The sequence below is a fragment of the Streptomyces sp. NBC_00212 genome, from assembly GCF_045206365.1.
Classification (GTDB): domain Bacteria; phylum Actinomycetota; class Actinomycetes; order Streptomycetales; family Streptomycetaceae; genus Streptomyces.
In genome coordinates this window covers 2,574,562-2,592,350 of the sequence record NZ_CP108115.1, presented here as the reverse complement: position 1 = coordinate 2,592,350, position 17,789 = coordinate 2,574,562, and the positions used below count along the sequence as shown (strand labels likewise).

The following is a 17,789-nucleotide window of genomic DNA, read 5'->3' as shown; positions in this document are numbered from 1 at the left end:
TTCAAGTCTTGAACATTCGGCGGCGGGTCATGCCGTCAAATTCACAACCGAACAGGTATTGACTTCGAAACTTGAAGGCATAGTCTCTGCAACGTTGCTTTTACCTTCAAGTGGTGGGTGACGGGAAGTTGTGCGCCACTTGGAGGAGTCCCCCCACGCCCGGCGACGCTGCCCGGCGGCCCCAGGAGTACAACGTGACCAGTACCGCGCAGGCGCAGGCGTCCGGAGGCGGCCAGACCGCGCCGGACCACCTCGGCCATGTCATCTTCATCACGGCGGCGGCCGCGATGGGCGGCTTCCTCTTCGGCTACGACAGTTCCGTGATCAACGGCGCCGTAGAGGCGATCCGTGAGCGGTACTCCATCGGGTCCGGGACGCTCGCCCAGGTGATCGCCATCGCCCTGATCGGCTGCGCGATCGGCGCCGCCACCGCGGGCCGGATCGCCGACCGCATCGGCCGCATCCGCTGCATGCAGATCGCGGCGACCCTGTTCACCATCAGCGCCATCGGGTCCGCGCTGCCGTTCGCGCTGTGGGACCTCGCGTTCTGGCGGATCATCGGCGGCTTCGCCATCGGCATGGCCTCGGTCATCGGCCCGGCCTACATCGCCGAGGTCGCCCCGCCCGCCTACCGCGGCCGGCTCGGCTCCTTCCAGCAGGCCGCGATCGTCATCGGCATCGCGATCTCGCAGCTCGTCAACTGGGGCATCCTCAACGCCGCCGGCGGCGAGCAGCGCGGCAAGATCGTCGGCCTTGAGGCCTGGCAGGTCATGCTCGGCGTGATGGTGATCCCGGCCATCCTGTACGGACTGCTCTCCTTCGCCATCCCCGAGTCGCCGCGCTTCCTCATCTCGGTCGGCCGCGACGCCGACGCCAAGAAGGTGCTCGCCGACGTCGAGGGCAAGAACGTCGACCTCGACGCCCGCGTCGCCGAGATCGAGCACGCCATGAAGTCCGAGCACAAGTCGACCTTCAAGGACCTGCTCGGCTCCAAGTGGGGCTTCCTGCCCATCGTCTGGGTCGGCATCGGCCTCTCGGTCTTCCAGCAGCTCGTCGGCATCAACGTCGCGTTCTACTACTCCTCGACGCTGTGGCAGTCCGTCGGCATCGACCCGTCGAGCTCGTTCTTCTACTCGTTCACCACGTCGATCATCAACATCATCGGCACCGTGATCGCGATGGTCCTGGTCGACCGGGTCGGCCGCAAGCCGCTCGCGCTCGTCGGCTCCATCGGCATGGCGGTCGCGCTCGCCGTCGAGGCCTGGGCCTTCTCGGCCAACCTCGTCGACGGCAAGCTCCCCAACACCGAGGGCGTCGTGGCCCTGATCGCCGCCCACGTCTTCGTGCTCTTCTTCGCCCTGTCCTGGGGCGTGGTGGTGTGGGTCTTCCTCGGCGAGATGTTCCCGAACCGGATCCGTGCCGCGGCCCTCGGTGTCGCCGCGGCCGCCCAGTGGATCGCCAACTGGGCCATCACCGCGAGCTTCCCGAGCCTGTCGGACTGGAACCTGTCGGGCACCTACGTCATCTACGCGGTCTTCGCCGTGCTCTCGATCCCCTTCGTGCTCAAGTACGTCAAGGAGACCAAGGGCAAGGCGTTGGAGGAGATGGGCTAATCCCCGCTGCCCCTCTCCTCTCACCGAACCGCCCCGGCTCGCCATCGAGCCGGGGCGGTTCGCTATCCCAGCGCAGGCAGCACCCGCTCGCAGAACAAGTGCAGGCTGCGCCACCCCTCGTCCACCGGCATTCCACCGCACAGCGGGTGCAGGACCAGGCTGTCGCCGCCAAGCGCCGCGCACTCCTGCGGGGTCACGACGCGGTAGACGCCCTCGGCGCGCAGTTCCGCCACCGTCGTGGCCGCGGACTTCACCGCCGAGCGGATGTCCTTGGACTGCCAGGACGCGTACATCCGTGCCTCGTGCAGGAAGTGCTCGCCGTACTCGGCCCACGTGCGGTCCGGGTCCTCGCTGACGTGCAGCAGCGGCGTCTGCGCCGCGGGCATCATGCAGAAGCCCTCGGTGCCGTACTCGGCGAGCTTCTCGTTGTAGTGGGCCTCAAGTTCGGGCAGGTGCGCGCTCGGGAAGAACGGCAGGCCGAGCCGGGCCGCGCGGTTGGCGGCCGCCCGTGAGGAGCCGCCGACGAGGAGCATCGGGTGCGGCTCGGTGAACGGGCGCGGGGTGACCCGTACGCGCCGGCCCCGGAACGTGAACTCCTCGCCCGTCCAGGCCTTCAGGAGCGTTTCGAGCAGCTCGTCCTGCAGCTTGCCGCGCCGGCCCCACTCGACGCCCTGCTGCTCGTACTCGGCGGGCCGGTAGCCGATCCCCGAGACCGTCACAAGACGGCCGCCGCTCACCAGGTCGAGCACCGCGATGTCCTCGGCAAGGCGCAGCGGGTCGTACAGCGGGCCGATGATCGCCGAGACCGTCACCGCGATGCGCCCGCCCGTCGCCCGACCGCCACCCCTCACGGAGGCGCTGCGCGCCGCTGAATTTCCTTGTGTGGCGCCGAAGACCGCCCCGGCGAAGGCGAAGGGAGAGGGCAGCCAGTTGTTGTCCGTGCCGTGGTGCTCCTCGGTCTGGACGGTGTCGACGCCCCGGTCGTCGGCGTACGCCGCCATCTCCAGGGCCGCCCGGTAGCGCGCGGAGAGCGACTGCGCGGTGGCGTCCGGGTCCACCAGATTCATGCGTACGACCGTGAACGGCATGGAAAAGTCCCCCTCCACCGGGTGGGTTCCGAAGAACCCCGGGCGAAGGGGGACGGTAGCTGACGATGCGTCAGACAGCCAGAGTCTCGGGGGACTTGGCTTCCTCGGAGGCCTCGTCCGCCTCGGCCGGCTCCGCGGCCACCACGGGCGGCTTGGGCAGCGCGACGTACAGCAGGCCGGAGATCACGATGGTGGCGACCCAGCCCAGGCCGTACTCGCCGACCGGGTTGTTCCCGGACAGCGGGCCGGTGAACCAGTCGGACTTGGTGAACATGAGGCCGCCGACCAGGCCGACCGCCCAGGCGATGACGGCGGCGGGGGAGAAGCCGCCCTTGTACCAGTAGGCGCTGGTGCGGGTCGTGTCGAGCAGCGCCTTCGCGTCGTACTCCGTGCGGCGCAGCATGTCCGCGCCGAACACGCCGACCCAGGCCGAGAACGCGACGGCGAGCAGCGAGAGGAAGGCGATGAACGAGCCCATGAAGCTGGTGGCGACCAGCATCAGGATGCCGCCGAAGACCAGCGAGATCACCGCGTTGACGGAGACCGCCCAGTGCCGCGGGATCTTGAAGCCGAGGGTCTGCGCGGTGAAGCCCGCCGAGTACATCGACATCGAGTTGATCAGCAGCATGCCGACGAGCGCGATCAGCAGGTACGGCACCGCGATCCACATCGGCAGGATCTCGCCGAGGAAGGACACCGGGTCGGCGGCCGAGGCGAGGTCCGGCGTGGAGACGGCCATGACCGCGCCCATCAGGACCATCGGCAGCACCACGATGCCGGCGCCGCCGATCGAGTTGCCGACGATCGCCTTGGAGGAGGCGGTGCGGGGCAGGTAGCGGGCGAAGTCGGGGGCGGAGGGGATCCAGCTCACGCCGCCCGCGGCGATCATGCCGATGCCCGCGACCATCAGCGACGTCTTGCCGGCCGGCTGGTGGACGACCGCGGACCAGTGGGTGTTCAGGGCGAGGTAGACGAGCACCAGGATCGAGAAGGCGCCGAACAGGAACGTCGCGTACTTGTTGCACTTCTGCACGACGTGGATGCCGAGGCCGGAGATCGCGAACGTGATGACCACGAAGACGGCGAGCGTCACGATGATCAGGAACGTGTTGCTCTTGATCCCGAAGAGGATGTCGAGCACGGTGAGCACCGCATAGGCGCCGGTCACGGCGTTGATGGTCTCCCAGCCCCAGCGCGCCACCCAGATCAGTGAACCGGGCAGCAGATTGCCGCGCTGGCCGAACACCGCGCGCGAGAGCGCCATGCCGGGGGCACCGCCGCGCTTGCCCGCGATCCCGATGAGCCCGACCAGGCCGTACGAGAGGATGGGCGCGGCCACGGCGACCACGATCGCCTGCCAGAAGTTGAGCTTGTACGCGACGACGAGGCTGGCGCCCATCGTGAGCAGCAGCACGCTGATGTTCGCGGCGACCCAGGTGGGGAAGAGCTCGCGGGTTCTCGCGGTGCGCTCCTCGTCCGGCACGGGCTCAAGGCCGCGTGTTTCCAGGGCGCTCTGCGGTTCGTCGGTGGTGCCAGTGTTCATGGGGGTGGAGTTCCATGCCTCTCGCTCGGCTCGACGCTGAGCCGGTGGGGGTAGTCGAAGGGGACTCTACGCGCGTTGATGCGCCCACTTCTATCGTACTTTAATCTGACACCCGTCCCATAATTCCCTTCCGTTCTCGGACGAAGCCACAAACTGGGTCCTCGTGGGCCCGTACCCGATACTGGGAGAGTTATGGAATTCGTCATCCTTGCTGTAGTCATCGCCCTGGTCGCGGTCGGCGCGATCAGCGGGCTCGTGGTCAGCAGCCGCAAGAAGAAGCAGCTGCCGCCCACCGCACCGCCGAGCACGCCGACCATCACAGCCCCGCCCGCCGAACCTCAGGTCGGTGAGGACGCCGCGGAGACGGCGCAGGAACCGCGCCGCACCATCGAGGAGGTCGGCCTTCCCCAGGCGCCCGCCGCGCCGGTCGCCGTCGAGGAGCCGGTGGCCCCCGAGGCTCCGGCCATCGAGGTCCCCGAGCCGACAGCGGGCCGCCTCGTCCGGCTGCGGGCCCGCCTCGCCCGCTCGCAGAACTCGCTCGGCAAGGGGCTGCTCACCCTGCTCTCCCGCGAGCACCTCGACGAGGACACCTGGGAGGAGATCGAGGACACCCTGCTGACCGCCGACGTCGGCGTCGCGCCCACCCAGGAGCTGGTCGACCGGCTCCGCGAGCGCGTCAAGGTGCTCGGCACCCGCACCCCCGAGGACCTGCGCACCCTGCTGCGCGAGGAACTCCTCACCCTGCTCGGCACCGACTTCGACCGCGAGGTCAAGACCGAGGGCGGCGAGACCGTCCCCGGCGTCGTGATGGTCGTCGGCGTCAACGGCACCGGCAAGACCACCACCACCGGCAAGCTCGCCCGCGTCCTGGTCGCGGACGGCAAGTCCGTCGTCCTCGGCGCGGCCGACACCTTCCGCGCCGCCGCCGCCGACCAGCTGCAGACCTGGGGCCAGCGCGTCGGTGCCCGCACCGTGCGCGGCCCCGAAGGCGGCGACCCCGCCTCGATCGCCTTCGACGCCGTCAAGGAAGGCATCGCCGAGGGCGCCGACGTCGTACTGATCGACACGGCCGGCCGCCTGCACACCAAGACCGGGCTCATGGACGAGCTCGGCAAGGTCAAGCGCGTCGTCGAGAAGCACGGCCCGCTGGACGAGATCCTGCTCGTCCTCGACGCCACGACCGGCCAGAACGGCCTGGTCCAGGCCCGGGTGTTCGCCGAGGTCGTCGACATCACCGGCATCGTCCTGACCAAGCTCGACGGCACCGCCAAGGGCGGCATCGTCATCGCCGTCCAGCGCGAACTGGGCGTCCCCGTCAAGCTCGTCGGTCTCGGCGAGGGCGCGGACGACCTGGCCCCGTTCGAGCCGGAGGCGTTCGTGGACGCCCTCATCGGCGACTAGCCCCACCGGTTGCGCACGGGCGCCCCGCCGCATCGAAAGGATGCGGCGGGGCGTTCCCGTATTCGGGGCGCCTACGCGGCCGAGCGGTGGCAGATGTACGCGAGCGTGCCGAGGAGCAGCCGGGCCTCGGGCGGGCGGGTCGCCGTGTCCGGGGACGGCGGGCGCAGCCAGCGCACCTCGCCCGACGGCGGCGCCGGTACGTGGCTGCCGCGCGGCGGGCAGCGCAGGTCCAGGACGGCGTCGTCCCAGCCCATCCGGTAGAGCAGCCGCGGGAGTTCGGCCGAGGCGCCCGGGGCGACGTAGAAGTGGGTGCGGCCGGTCGGCGTCGTCGAGACCGGGCCCAGCGGAAGCCCCATCCGTTCGAGCCGCACCAGGGCCCGCCGCCCGGCCGGGGCCGCCACGTCCAGGACGTCGAAGGCCCGCCCGACCGGCAGCAGCACCGCCGCGCCCGGGCACTGCGACCACGCCTTGGTCACCTCGTCGAGCGTGGCGCCCGCCGGGACCTCGGGCGCGAACGCGAGCGGGTGCGCGCCCGGTGCCGTACAGGACGAACTGCCGCAGGAGCACTCGCCGTTCAGGGCGCGGGCGCCCGGCGCGACGTCCCAGCCCCACAGGCCGGTGTACTCGGCGACCGCCGTGACCTCGCTCGTACGAGTGATGCGCGCGGAGCGGCCGCGGCGCCAAGAGCCGGGCCGGGTCTCCTTGATGCCCCGGCTGCCGCCGATCGTGAAGCCCATGCCCCCTCCAACGGGTCTGCCGCGTCGGTGGTTACGACGCCAATGACATAGTTGTGACGATCCGGAGTTTTCCCGTCACGTTCCGTCTCCGCCAGGTAGGACACGGTCGTGAAAGGGGTGGTGCGAAACGCGCCGTGCGCCCCGGCTCGCTCCGCTCCATCCGATGCTGATCGTCATGTGTCAAGTGAATCGCGCCTGGCGGCAGGGGAGTTCATTCGAAGGGGTGGCGAATGGTGGCGTTTCTGGAATCGCCATGGCCGGACGCGTGATCGTAGGATTACCGTCGGTACACGGACCTTGGGGGTATACGCACCCGCGGGTATGCCGGAGGCAAGCCGGTTTCCTGTCCGAGCGGGTGCAACCGTAGGACAGGAGGCCCAACTAGCGGCATTCTGATAGGGGTTCGCGCAATCGATGCACAACCGAGGCTTCAGCGGATTGGGGGCGTTCCAGTGGGCGGCAGTGGGGCTAGCGGTACGAGCGCCGGCAAGCGCCCCAACGAGCAGCTGAGTTCGTGGTTCGTCCGCAGCGGCTGGTCGAAGGGCGAACTGGCGCGCCAAGTGAACCGCCGGGCGCGTCAGATGGGCGCGCACCACATCAGCACCGACACCTCCCGGGTGCGGCGCTGGCTCGACGGCGAAATGCCTCGCGAGCCCATTCCCCGCATCCTCTCGGAGCTGTTCTCCGAGCGCTTCGGCAGCGTCGTCGCCATCGAGGACCTGGGCCTGCGCCAGGCCCACCAGTCGCCGTCGGTGTCCGGCGTCGACCTGCCCTGGGCCGGGCCCCAAACGGTGTCGCTGCTCAGCGAGTTCTCCCGCAGCGACCTCATGCTCGCCCGGCGCGGCTTTCTCGGCACGTCGCTGATGCTGGCCGCGGGCCCCTCCCTGATCGAGCCCATGCAGCGCTGGCTCGTGCCCTCGCTCCCCGGCGAGTCCGGCCCCAAGGAGACCGCCGCCAGCGCCCGGCGCCCCTCCCGGCTTTCGAAGCCCGAGCTGGAACTGCTCGAATCCACCACCGCGATGTTCCGCCAGTGGGACGCCCAGTGCGGCGGCGGGCTGCGCCGCAAGGCCGTGGTCGGCCAGCTCCACGAGGTCACCGACCTGCTCCAGGAGCCCCAGCCCGCGGCCACCTCCAAACGCCTCTTCCAGTGCGCGGCCGAACTCGCGGAGCTGGCCGGCTGGATGAGCTACGACGTCGGGCTCCAGCCCACCGCCCAGAAGTACTTCGTGCTCGCGCTGCACGCCTCCAAGGAGGCGGGCGACAAGCCGCTCGGCTCGTACATCCTGTCCTCGATGAGCCGCCAGATGATCCACCTCGGCCGGCCCGACGACGCCCTGGAGCTCATCCACCTCGCCCAGTACGGCAGCCGCGACTGCGCCACCGCCCGCACCCAGGCCATGCTGTATGCGATGGAGGCTCGCGCGTACGCCAACATGGGCCAGCCCAGCAAGACCAAGCGGGCCGTGCGGATGGCCGAGGACACCTTCGGCGACGCCGGGCTCGACGGCGAGCCGGAGCCCGACTGGATCCGCTTCTTCTCCGAGGCGGAGCTCAACGGGGAGAACGCCCACTCCTACCGCGACCTCGCCTACGTGGCCGGCCGCAGCCCCACCTACGCCTCGCTCGCCGAGCCCGTGATGGAGCAGGCCGTGGCTCTGTTCGGCAAGGACGAGGAGCACCAGCGCAGCTACGCCCTGAACCTGATCGGCATGGCCACCGTGCACCTGCTCAAGCGGGAGCCCGAGCAGTCGACCGTCCTGGCCGAGCAGGCCCTGCGGGTCGCCAAGCGGGTCCGCTCCGAGCGGGTCAACACCCGGCTGCGCAAGACCGTCGACACCGCGGCACGCGACTTCTCGGACGTCGCCGAGGTGGTCCAGATGACGGACCTGCTCAGCAGGGAACTGCCCGAGACGGCCGAAGCCGTCTGAGCCCGCTTAGCCGAAGGGCCCTGGGCCCGGCTGTACGGCGACGGCATACAAGACCCCGGCCGCGACACTCACCCCGTTCAGCCCGACTCGGCTCCCCCACGCCAGGTCAAGCGGGTGACGTCGCGGCCGGTCCGCCGTACGCGGACGTACGCGGATGGTAGTCGCCGGCCCCCTTCTGATCCGGCAGTTCACTGGCGTGTAACACGCCCGCCCCCTTCGTCACTGCGGCGAAACATCGAGCGGCACCGCCGGAAACGGCGCTGGGACAACCTCATGGCGCATAACCGGCCTCCAGCCAGTTCCCGCCCGAGTAACGCCCCCGCACGGGCCGTACCGACGACGAGGAGACGCCGATGCCTCCAGGCATCACGCTCGCAGCTGACGCTCCGCAGCTGTCCAGCGCCAACACCGGATTCATGCTGATCTGCTCAGCGCTGGTGATGATCATGACGCCCGGCCTCGCCTTCTTCTACGGAGGCATGGTCCGCGTCAAGAGCACCCTCAACATGCTGATGATGAGCTTCATCAGCCTCGGCATCGTCACGATCCTGTGGGTGCTCTACGGATTCAGCCTGACCTTCGGCGAGAGCAACGGCTTCATCGGCTGGTCCAAGGACTACTTCGGGCTCAGCGGCATCGGCCTGGTCCAGCTCTGGCCCGGATACTCCATCCCGATCTACGTCTTCGCCGTCTTCCAGCTGATGTTCGCGGTCATCACGCCCGCGCTCATAAGCGGCGCACTCGCCGACCGTGTCAAGTTCACCGCCTGGTCGCTGTTCACCGCTCTGTGGGTCACCGTCGTCTACTTCCCCGTCGCGCACTGGGTGTGGGCCTCGGACGGCTGGCTCTTCAAGAAGGGCGTCATCGACTTCGCCGGCGGCACGGCGGTGCACATCAACGCGGGTGCGGCCGCCCTCGGCGTGATCCTGGTCATCGGCAAGCGCGTCGGCTTCAAGAAGGACCCGATGCGACCGCACAGCCTGCCGCTCGTCATGCTCGGCGCGGCCCTGCTGTGGTTCGGCTGGTTCGGCTTCAACGCGGGCTCCTGGCTCGGCAACGACGACGGCGTGGGCGCCGTGATGTTCGTGAACACCCAGGTCGCCACGGCCGCCGCCATGCTCGCCTGGCTGCTGTACGAGAAGCTCCGCCACGGCTCCTTCACCACGCTCGGCGCCGCCTCCGGCGCGGTCGCGGGCCTCGTCGCCATCACCCCCTCCGGCGGCTGCGTCAGCCCCCTCGGCGCGATCGCGATCGGCGCCATCTCGGGCGTCCTGTGCGCCATGGCCGTCGGCCTCAAGTACCGCTTCGGATTCGACGACTCGCTCGACGTCGTCGGCGTCCACATGGTCGGCGGCATCACCGGCTCGCTGCTCGTCGGCCTCTTCGCCACCGGCGGCGTACAGTCCACCGCCAAGGGCCTCTTCTACGGAGGCGGCCTGGACCAGCTCGGCAAGCAGGCCATCGGCGTCGGCGCGGTCCTCGGCTACTCGCTGGTGGTCTCGGCGGTCCTCGCCCTCCTGCTCGACAAGACGATCGGGATGCGGGTCCCCGAGGACGACGAGATCTCCGGCATCGACCAGGTCGAGCACGCCGAGACGGCGTACGACTTCAGCGGCGCGGGCGGCGGCACCGCCCCCCGCAAGGCCGTGCCGGTCCCGGGCGACGTGGCAGCGAACAAGAAGGTGGACGCATGAAGCTCATCACCGCGGTCGTCAAGCCGCACCGGCTCGACGAGATCAAGCAGGCCCTCCAGGCCTTCGGCGTCCACGGCCTGACCGTCACCGAGGCCAGCGGATACGGGCGCCAGCGCGGCCACACCGAGGTCTACCGTGGCGCCGAGTACACCGTCGACCTCGTACCCAAGATCCGCATAGAGGTCCTGGTCGAGGACGACGACGCCGAAGAACTGATCGACGTCGTGGTCAAGGCGGCCCGCACCGGAAAGATCGGCGACGGCAAGGTGTGGAGCGTGCCGGTCGAGACCGCGGTCAGGGTCCGCACGGGCGAACGCGGACCTGACGCACTTTAGGGGGTGTCCGGTGGGTCAGGGTCGGATAGGTCGTGGCGCCTGGCACGGCACCTCGCCGCGTTGCCGAAACCTCCCGATAGCTCCGCTATCACGAGGCTCCGGCGCCTTGCGATGCACCGCACCAGGCGCCACGACCTATCCGACCCTGACCCACCGGACACCCCCTAGGCACGGCAAGGAGCTGCTGGGTGACGAGCGTTGAAGTGAGTACCGAATCCCGTGACGACGACTCGGAGCCCGGCGGTTACGCGGCGGCCCGGCTGCGCCTTCTCACCGAGAAGGGGCGGTCCGGGCCGCCGCGCCGTGCGGCGCTCGCGGAGCTGACCGACGACTGGCTGGCCACGCTGTTCGCCGGCGCCGCCGAGGAGACCGGGGTGGCGGGCGCGTCCCTGGTCGCGGTCGGCGGCTACGGGCGCGGCGAACTCTCCCCGCGCAGCGACCTGGACCTGCTGCTCCTGCACGACGGCCGGGCCGACGCCGGGGCCCTGGCCCTGCTCGCCGACCGGATCTGGTACCCGGTGTGGGACCTCGGCCTCGCCCTCGACCACTCCGTACGCACCCCCGCCCAGGCCCGCAGAACAGCGGGCGAGGACCTCAAGGTGCAGCTCGGCCTCCTGGACGCCCGCCATCTCGCGGGCGACCTCGCCATGACGTCCGCGCTGCGCACCGCCGTCCTCGCCGACTGGCGCAACTTCGCCCCCAAGCGGCTGCCCGAACTCGACGAGCTGTGCCGCGAACGGGCCCAGCGCCAGGGCGAGTTGCAGTACCTCCTCGAAGGCGACCTCAAGGAGGCCAGGGGCGGCCTGCGGGACGCGACCGCCCTGCGCGCGGTCGCCGCGTCGTGGCTCGCGGACGCCCCGCGGGAAGGCCTCGCCGAGGCCAGGCGCCGCCTCCTGGACGTGCGCGACGCGCTGCACCTGTGCACGGGCCGCGCCACCGACCGCCTCGCCCTCCAGGAACAGGACGCCGTGGCGGCCGAACTGGAGCTCCTCGACGCCGATGTGATGCTCCGTCAGGTATCGGAGTCGGCCCGCGTCATCTCCTACGCCGGCGACGTCACCTGGCGCGAGGTCGGCCGGGTGCTGCGGGCCCGCTCCGCCCGGCCGCGGCTGAGTCGGCTGTTCGGCGGTGGCCGCACCGGCGCCCCCGAGCGGACCCCGCTCGCCGAAGGAGTCGTAGAACAGGACGGCGAGGTCGTGCTCGCACTGACCGCCCGCCCCGAGAAGGACCCGGTCCTGGCGCTGCGCGCCGCCGCCGCGGCCGCCCAGGCGGGCCTGCCCATCTCCCTGCACGCGGTGCGCCGCCTGGCGGCCGCCGCCCGGCCGCTGCCCACGCCCTGGCCCGCCGAGGCCCGCGACCAGCTCGTCACGCTGCTCGGCGCGGGAGAGTCCACCGTCGCCGTGTGGGAGGCCCTCGAAGCGGAAGGCCTCATTACGCGGCTGCTGCCCGACTGGGAGCGCGTGCGCTGCCGGCCCCAGCGCAACGCCGTGCACACCTGGACGGTCGACCGTCACCTCGTCGAGACCGCCGTCCGGGCCTCGCACCTCACCCGCCGGGTGCACCGCCCCGACCTGCTCCTGGTCGCGGCCCTCCTGCACGACATCGGCAAGGGCTGGCCCGGCGACCACTCGGTGGCCGGCGAGACCATCGCCCGCGACGTCGCCGCGCGGATCGGCTTCGGCGCCACCGACGTGGCCGTCATCGCCACCCTCGTACGCCATCACCTCCTCCTCATCGAGACCGCGACCCGGCGCGACCTGGACGACCCGGCGACCGTCCGCTCGGTCGCCGAGGCGGTCGGCTCGACCGGAACGCTGGAGCTGCTGCACGCCCTCACCGAGGCGGACGCGCTGGCCACCGGGCCCGCCGCCTGGTCCTCCTGGCGCGGCTCGCTCGTCACCGACCTGGTCAAGCGGGCCTCGGCGGTCCTCGCCGGAAAGCCCGTCGACCCCGAACCCGCCGCGATCACCGCCGAACAGGAACGCCTCGCCGTCGAAGCCCACCGCACCGGTGGGCCCGTCCTCGCCCTGCGGGCCCGGGCGGACGTGTCGGACGAGCAGGAACCCCTCGGCGTGGAGCTCCTCGTCGCCGTGCCCGACCAGCCGGCCGTGCTGCCCGTGACGGCCGGCGTCCTCGCCCTGCACCGCCTCACCGTGCGCGCCGCCGAACTGCGGGCGATCGAACTCCCCGACCCGGTCGGCGGCTCCGTGCTGCTCCTGGACTGGCGGGTCGCCGCCGAGTACGGCTCGCTGCCGCAGGCGGCCCGGCTGCGGGCCGACCTGGTGCGGGCCCTTGAGGGCTCGCTCGACATCGAAGGCCGCCTCGCCGAACGCGAGGCCGCCTACCCGCGCCGCCGCGGCGCGCAGGCCCCGCCGCCCCGGGTGAGGGTGGCCCCCTCGGCCTCGCGGCACGCCACCGTCATCGAGGTGCGCGCCCAGGACGTACCCGGCCTGCTGCACCGCATCGGCCACGCCCTGGAGACGGCGGGCGTACGCGTGCGCTCCGCGCACGTCTCGACGCTGGGGTCGAACGCCGTGGACGCCTTCTACGTGACGGACGTGGAGGGCGCGGCGCTGGCCCCGCAGGAGGCGGCCGAGGTGGCGAGGCAGCTGGAGTCGGCGCTGGGAGCCGCTTCCGGCCCCGGGTGAGGGCCACCCCGTACAGGAAGGCCCGCCGCAGGCACCCCCGCGCACCCTCCATCCGCGGGATACCCTGGGGGACGTTCACCCGACCGCCCCACGAGCCGAGGACCCGCAACCACCGTGTTCGATACCCTTTCCGACCGCCTGAGTGCGACGTTCAAGAACCTCCGGGGCAAAGGCCGCTTGAGCGAGGCGGACATCGACGCCACGGCGCGCGAGATCCGCATCGCGCTCCTGGAAGCCGATGTCGCGCTGCCCGTGGTCCGCGCCTTCATCAAGCAGGTCAAGGAGCGCGCGTCCGGCATCGAGGTCTCCCAGGCCCTCAACCCCGCCCAGCAGGTCGTCAAGATCGTCAACGAGGAGCTCATCGGCATCCTCGGCGGCGAGACCCGGCGCCTGCGGTTCGCCAAGACCGCGCCGACCGTGATCATGCTCGCGGGCCTCCAGGGTGCCGGTAAGACCACCCTCGCCGGAAAGCTCGGCAAGTGGCTCAAGGGGCAGGGTCACTCCCCGCTCCTGGTGGCCTGTGACCTCCAGCGCCCCAACGCCGTCAACCAGCTGAGCGTCGTCGCCGAGCGCGCCGGTGTCGCGGTCTACGCGCCGGAGCCGGGCAACGGCGTCGGGGACCCGGTCAAGGTCGCCCAGGACTCCATCGAGTTCGCCCGGTCCAAGCAGTACGACGTGGTCGTGGTCGACACCGCCGGCCGCCTCGGCATCGACCAGGAGCTGATGCAGCAGGCCGCGGACATCCGCGACGCCGTCAGCCCCGACGAGGTCCTCTTCGTCGTCGACGCGATGATCGGCCAGGACGCGGTCAACACCGCCGAGGCCTTCCGCGACGGCGTCGGCTTCGACGGCGTGGTCCTCTCCAAGCTCGACGGCGACGCCCGCGGTGGCGCGGCGCTCTCGATCGCCCACGTCACGGGCAAGCAGGTCATGTTCGCCTCCAACGGCGAGAAGCTGGAGGACTTCGACGCCTTCCATCCGGACCGGATGGCGTCCCGCATCCTCGACATGGGTGACCTGCTCACCCTGATCGAGCAGGCGGAGAAGACGTTCAGCCAGGAAGAGGCCGAGAAGATGGCCTCCAAGCTGGCGTCCAGCAAGGGCAAGGACTTCACGCTCGACGACTTCCTGGCCCAGATGGAGCAGGTCCGCAAGATGGGCTCCATCTCCAAGCTGCTCGGCATGCTGCCCGGCATGGGGCAGATCAAGGACCAGATCAACAACATCGACGAGCGCGACGTGGACCGCACCGCGGCCATCATCAAGTCGATGACCCCCGGCGAGCGCCACGAGCCGACCATCATCAACGGCTCGCGCCGGGCCCGTATCGCCAAGGGCTCCGGCGTCGAGGTCAGCGCGGTCAAGAACCTGGTCGAGCGGTTCTTCGACGCCCGCAAGATGATGTCCCGCATGGCCCAGGGCGGCGGCATGCCGGGCATGCCGGGGATGCCGGGCATGGGCGGCGGCCCCGGTCGGCAGAAGAAGCAGATCAAGCAGGCCAAGGGCAAGCGCAAGAGCGGCAACCCGATGAAGCGCAAGGCGGAGGAGACCGCGGCCGCCGAGCGCAAGGCACAGGGCGGCGCGCTCGGCCTGCCGGCCGCCGAGGAGCAGAAGAACTTCGAGCTGCCCGACGAGTTCAAGAAGTTCATGGGCTGACCGCCCGCAGTCGTACGCGTGGGGCGCTTCCCGGCCGGGCCGGGGGCGCCCCTTTCGCATGCGGGCTGCCCGGAGCCCTTCGGACCCGTCCGGAATGCCTTATTTATATGGGTCTCCAATAATGGCGCGTACCGGCCATGAGGAGAGCACGTGCCCACTTCCGTACCCCAGCGCGACCGCCCCGACCAGCCGTGGCGCTCGGAAGGAGCGCCACCGCCGCCCGCGCCGAAGAAGAAGATGCCCGGCGGCTGGGGCCGGCTCATCCTCACCGCGCTGATCGTGTACCTGATCACCAACCTGATCCTGTCGTTCTTCAACGACGGCGACGAGCCGACCGTCTCGTACACCGAATTCAGCAAGCAGGTCACGGCCGGCAACGTCTCGAAGATCTACGCCAAGGGCGACGCCATCCAGGGCCAGCTCAAGAACAAGGCGCCGGTCCCCTCCGGCGAGGGCAGCGGCGACTACACCAAATTCACCACCCAGCGGCCGACCTTCGCCGACGACGACCTGTGGACGCAGCTGACCAAGCAGAAGGTCACCGTCACCGCCGAGCCCGTCGTCGAGCACCGCAGCTTCCTCGCCAACCTGCTGATCTCGCTCGCCCCGATGCTGCTGCTCGTCGTCCTGTGGCTGTTCATCGCCCGCCGCATGAGCGCGGGCCTCGGCGGCGGCGCCGGCGGCATGCTCGGCCGCAAGACGCCGCCCAAACCGGTCGAGATGGGGCCCGACGGCAAGCGCACCACCTTCGAGGACGTGGCCGGCATCGACGAGGTCGAGGGCGAGCTCAACGACGTCGTCGACTTCCTCAAGAACCCGGACGCCTACCGCGCGATGGGCGCGAAGATGCCCGGCGGCGTCCTGCTCGCCGGGCCGCCCGGAACCGGCAAGACGCTGCTCGCGCGGGCGGTCGCGGGAGAGGCCGGCGTGCCGTTCTTCTCGGCGTCCGCCTCCGAGTTCATCGAGATGATCGTGGGCGTCGGCGCCTCGCGCGTACGCGAACTCTTCGCCGAGGCCCGCAAGGTGGCCCCCGCGATCGTCTTCATCGACGAGATCGACACCATCGGCCGGGCCCGCGGCGGCGGCTCCGGCATGGGCGGCCACGACGAGCGCGAACAGACCCTGAACCAGATCCTCACCGAGATGGACGGCTTCTCCGGCTCCGAGGGCGTCATCGTGCTCGCCGCCACCAACCGGTCCGACGTCCTGGACCCGGCGCTCACCCGCCCCGGCCGCTTCGACCGCATCGTCCACGTCAGCCCGCCCGACCGGGGCGGCCGCGAGGCCATCCTCAAGATCCACACCCGCGAGATCCCGCTGGACCCCGCCGTCGACCTGGAGCAGGTCGCCCGCACCACCCCGGGCATGACCGGCGCCGAACTCGCCAACCTCGCCAACGAAGCGGCCCTGCTCGCCGTCAAACGCCAGCAGCGCGAAGTCACCCAGTCCGACCTCTCCGACGCCCTGGAAAAGGTCCAACTCGGCGCCGAGCGGCCCCTGGTGATGCCCTACGAGGAGCGCCGCCGCACCGCCTACCACGAGAGCGGACACGCGCTGCTCGGCATGCTCCAGCCCGGCGCCGACCCGGTCCGCAAGGTCACCATCGTGCCGCGCGGCCGGGCCCTCGGCGTCACCCTGTCCACCCCGGACTCCGACAAGTACGCGTACACCGAGGAGTACCTGCGCGGCCGGATCATCGGGGCGCTCGGCGGCATGGCGGCCGAGCAGCTCGTCTTCGACGTGATCACCACCGGCGCCGAGAACGACCTGGAACAGGTCACCAACATCGTGCGCGGCATGGTCGGCCGCTGGGGCATGAGCGAGAAGATCGGCCCGCTGTCCGCGCTGCCGAGCGACGCCCAGCAGGCCTACGGGCTCTCCGCGGCGCCCGGCACCCTGGACACCATCGCCGTCGAGATGCGCCGCATCGTGGACGAGTGCTACGACACCGCGGCCCGGCTCCTTCGCGAGAACCGCGACAAGCTGGACGCCCTCGCCGAGGCCCTGCTCGCCAACGAGACACTGGAGGAGGAGGCCGCCTACCGCGCGGCCGGCATCCCCCGCCTGTCCAAGGCGGGGGCGTAGCCCCTCTCAACTGCCTTATAAGAGGCCGCGGTTACGGACTTCTACGGTATGCGGGCGATCAGATAACGGAAGACATTGGGCATCCACACCGTGCCGTCGCGCCGGACGTGCCCGTGCAGCGCCTCGATGAGCTCCTTCTCGACCTGGGCCTGGTCGGTGGCCAGGGCCGCCGCGTCGAAGGCGCCCGTCGACATCAGGCCCCGTACCGCACTGTCCAGATCCGCATAGCCGAACGGGCACGCCACCCGGCCCGAGCCGTCCGGCTTGAGCCCGGCGCGCGCGGCCACGTCCTCCAGGTCGTCGCGTGCGCTCGGCCGCCAGCGCGGGGCGTCGTCCAGGCCGGTGGTCAGCCGCGTCGCCACCCGCAGCACAGCCGAGGTCGCACACCGCTCCGGCGGCCCCCAGCCGGCCAGGACCACCGCGCTGCCGTGCTCCGCGAGCGCGACGGCGGCCTCCAGCGTGGACACCAGGCCCTCCGTATCGCCGGCCGCACAGCCGATGGGCTCGAAAGCGGTGATCAAGTCGTACGGGGGACGGCCCGGCTCCGCGGTGTCGGCGGGGGAGCCCGTCACCAGGCGGCTCGCGCCCATCCCGGGGCCGCCCGCCCGCCCGGACCCGGGCACCAGGCGCTCGCGCGCCAGCGCGAGCCGCGCCGCGCGCTCGGGGCGGTCGACGCCGGTCACCGACGCCCCGCGCGAGGCCGCCATCAGCAGCGCGAGCCCCGAGCCGCAGCCGAGCCCGAGCAGCCGCGTGGCCGGGCCCACGTCGAGCCGTTCGTACGCCGCCTCGACGAGGGGGACGAGCATCCGTTCCTGGATCTCCGCCCAGTCCCGCGCGCGCCCGGTCGTGCCCGCCGAGGGGGCGGAGGCCGTGCGGGACTGATGCCGGACGAGCGTTGGTGTCATGGAAAGCGCCCCAATCGCCGAGAGGTCAGCTGTGCCCTGATTGACAGCCCCCCGTGAATGTCCGTACGCACTTCCCCCGTATGCCAGGGAACTCCGCATCCCGCCCCGCGTCCAGAGGGCGGAGGCAGGAAACGAGGACCAGGTGCGGCCGGGAGA

The 17,789-nt window shown here is 70.9% G+C and carries 12 protein-coding genes; 8 read left to right on the top strand and 4 right to left on the bottom strand.

All coding sequences use genetic code 11. From position 1 onward, the window contains the following. Nucleotides 1–194 precede the first annotated feature (194 nt). The gene (locus OHA17_RS11640) at nucleotides 195–1,613 is read left to right on the top strand and encodes a sugar porter family MFS transporter (protein WP_406506401.1); all 1,419 of its coding nucleotides are present in this window, start codon (nucleotides 195–197) and stop codon (nucleotides 1,611–1,613) included. 62 nt (nucleotides 1,614–1,675) lie between these two features. Here OHA17_RS11640 and OHA17_RS11635 read toward each other — a convergent pair whose 3' ends face one another. After that, nucleotides 1,676–2,701 (bottom strand): LLM class flavin-dependent oxidoreductase, encoded by a 1,026-nt coding sequence (locus OHA17_RS11635; RefSeq protein ID WP_398878323.1) that lies wholly within the window; start codon nucleotides 2,699–2,701, stop codon nucleotides 1,676–1,678. A gap of 70 nt (nucleotides 2,702–2,771) precedes the next feature. Continuing rightward, nucleotides 2,772–4,244, bottom strand: coding sequence for a cytosine permease (locus OHA17_RS11630; RefSeq protein WP_406506399.1), 1,473 nt, complete (start codon nucleotides 4,242–4,244; stop codon nucleotides 2,772–2,774). 192 nt (nucleotides 4,245–4,436) lie between these two features. On the opposite strand from OHA17_RS11630, the gene ftsY reads away from it, so the two are divergent. Continuing rightward, complete coding sequence (gene ftsY / locus OHA17_RS11625) at nucleotides 4,437–5,645, top strand: signal recognition particle-docking protein FtsY (protein ID WP_053727920.1); 1,209 nt, start codon at nucleotides 4,437–4,439, stop codon at nucleotides 5,643–5,645. 71 nt (nucleotides 5,646–5,716) lie between these two features. Here the strand turns inward: ftsY and OHA17_RS11620 are convergent, their stop codons facing one another. Continuing rightward, on the bottom strand, nucleotides 5,717–6,382 hold the full coding sequence (locus OHA17_RS11620) for a bifunctional DNA primase/polymerase (RefSeq protein WP_406506397.1): 666 nt from the start codon (nucleotides 6,380–6,382) through the stop codon (nucleotides 5,717–5,719). A gap of 452 nt (nucleotides 6,383–6,834) precedes the next feature. Between OHA17_RS11620 and OHA17_RS11615 the strand changes: the two genes are divergently transcribed. The 6 genes from OHA17_RS11615 (at nucleotide 6,835) to ftsH (ending at nucleotide 16,728) form a co-directional block, all read left to right on the top strand. Beyond that, complete coding sequence (locus tag OHA17_RS11615; RefSeq protein ID WP_053727922.1) at nucleotides 6,835–8,310, top strand: hypothetical protein; 1,476 nt, start codon at nucleotides 6,835–6,837, stop codon at nucleotides 8,308–8,310. 353 nt (nucleotides 8,311–8,663) lie between these two features. Further along, on the top strand, nucleotides 8,664–10,004 hold the full coding sequence (locus OHA17_RS11610; RefSeq protein ID WP_406506395.1) for an ammonium transporter: 1,341 nt from the start codon (nucleotides 8,664–8,666) through the stop codon (nucleotides 10,002–10,004). Beyond that, nucleotides 10,001–10,339 carry a P-II family nitrogen regulator gene (locus OHA17_RS11605; RefSeq protein ID WP_053727924.1) on the top strand — a complete coding sequence of 113 codons (339 nt, stop codon included), beginning with the start codon at nucleotides 10,001–10,003 and terminating at the stop codon, nucleotides 10,337–10,339. The genes OHA17_RS11610 and OHA17_RS11605 overlap by 4 nt, the downstream gene beginning before the upstream one ends. 188 nt (nucleotides 10,340–10,527) lie before the next feature. Next, on the top strand, nucleotides 10,528–12,987 hold the full coding sequence (locus OHA17_RS11600) for a [protein-PII] uridylyltransferase (RefSeq protein ID WP_406506392.1): 2,460 nt from the start codon (nucleotides 10,528–10,530) through the stop codon (nucleotides 12,985–12,987). Nucleotides 12,988–13,101: 114 nt separating this feature from the next. Beyond that, nucleotides 13,102–14,643: a signal recognition particle protein gene (ffh, locus tag OHA17_RS11595; protein WP_406506391.1), complete on the top strand. Its 1,542-nt coding sequence runs from the start codon at nucleotides 13,102–13,104 to the stop codon at nucleotides 14,641–14,643. A gap of 237 nt (nucleotides 14,644–14,880) precedes the next feature. Then, nucleotides 14,881–16,728: an ATP-dependent zinc metalloprotease FtsH gene (gene ftsH, locus OHA17_RS11590; RefSeq protein ID WP_406510690.1), complete on the top strand. Its 1,848-nt coding sequence runs from the start codon at nucleotides 14,881–14,883 to the stop codon at nucleotides 16,726–16,728. Between the two features lie 41 nt (nucleotides 16,729–16,769). On the opposite strand, the gene OHA17_RS11585 is transcribed toward ftsH, so the two are convergent. Beyond that, on the bottom strand, nucleotides 16,770–17,633 hold the full coding sequence (locus tag OHA17_RS11585) for an SAM-dependent methyltransferase (protein WP_406506389.1): 864 nt from the start codon (nucleotides 17,631–17,633) through the stop codon (nucleotides 16,770–16,772). Between the last annotated feature and the right edge of the window lie 156 nt (nucleotides 17,634–17,789).

Bases quoted from the DNA above. Each gene is read 5' to 3' on its own strand.
- OHA17_RS11630 (WP_406506399.1), bottom strand. From the start codon at position 4,244: ATGAACACTGGCACCACCGACGAACCGCAGAGCGCCCTGGAAACACGC.
- OHA17_RS11635 (WP_398878323.1), bottom strand. From the start codon at position 2,701: ATGCCGTTCACGGTCGTACGCATGAATCTGGTGGACCCGGACGCCACC.
- ftsY (WP_053727920.1), top strand. From the start codon at position 4,437: ATGGAATTCGTCATCCTTGCTGTAGTCATCGCCCTGGTCGCGGTCGGC.
- OHA17_RS11610 (WP_406506395.1), top strand. From the start codon at position 8,664: ATGCCTCCAGGCATCACGCTCGCAGCTGACGCTCCGCAGCTGTCCAGC.
- OHA17_RS11585 (WP_406506389.1), bottom strand. From the start codon at position 17,633: ATGACACCAACGCTCGTCCGGCATCAGTCCCGCACGGCCTCCGCCCCC.
- OHA17_RS11620 (WP_406506397.1), bottom strand. From the start codon at position 6,382: ATGGGCTTCACGATCGGCGGCAGCCGGGGCATCAAGGAGACCCGGCCC.
- OHA17_RS11605 (WP_053727924.1), top strand. From the start codon at position 10,001: ATGAAGCTCATCACCGCGGTCGTCAAGCCGCACCGGCTCGACGAGATC.
- ftsH (WP_406510690.1), top strand. From the start codon at position 14,881: ATGCCCGGCGGCTGGGGCCGGCTCATCCTCACCGCGCTGATCGTGTAC.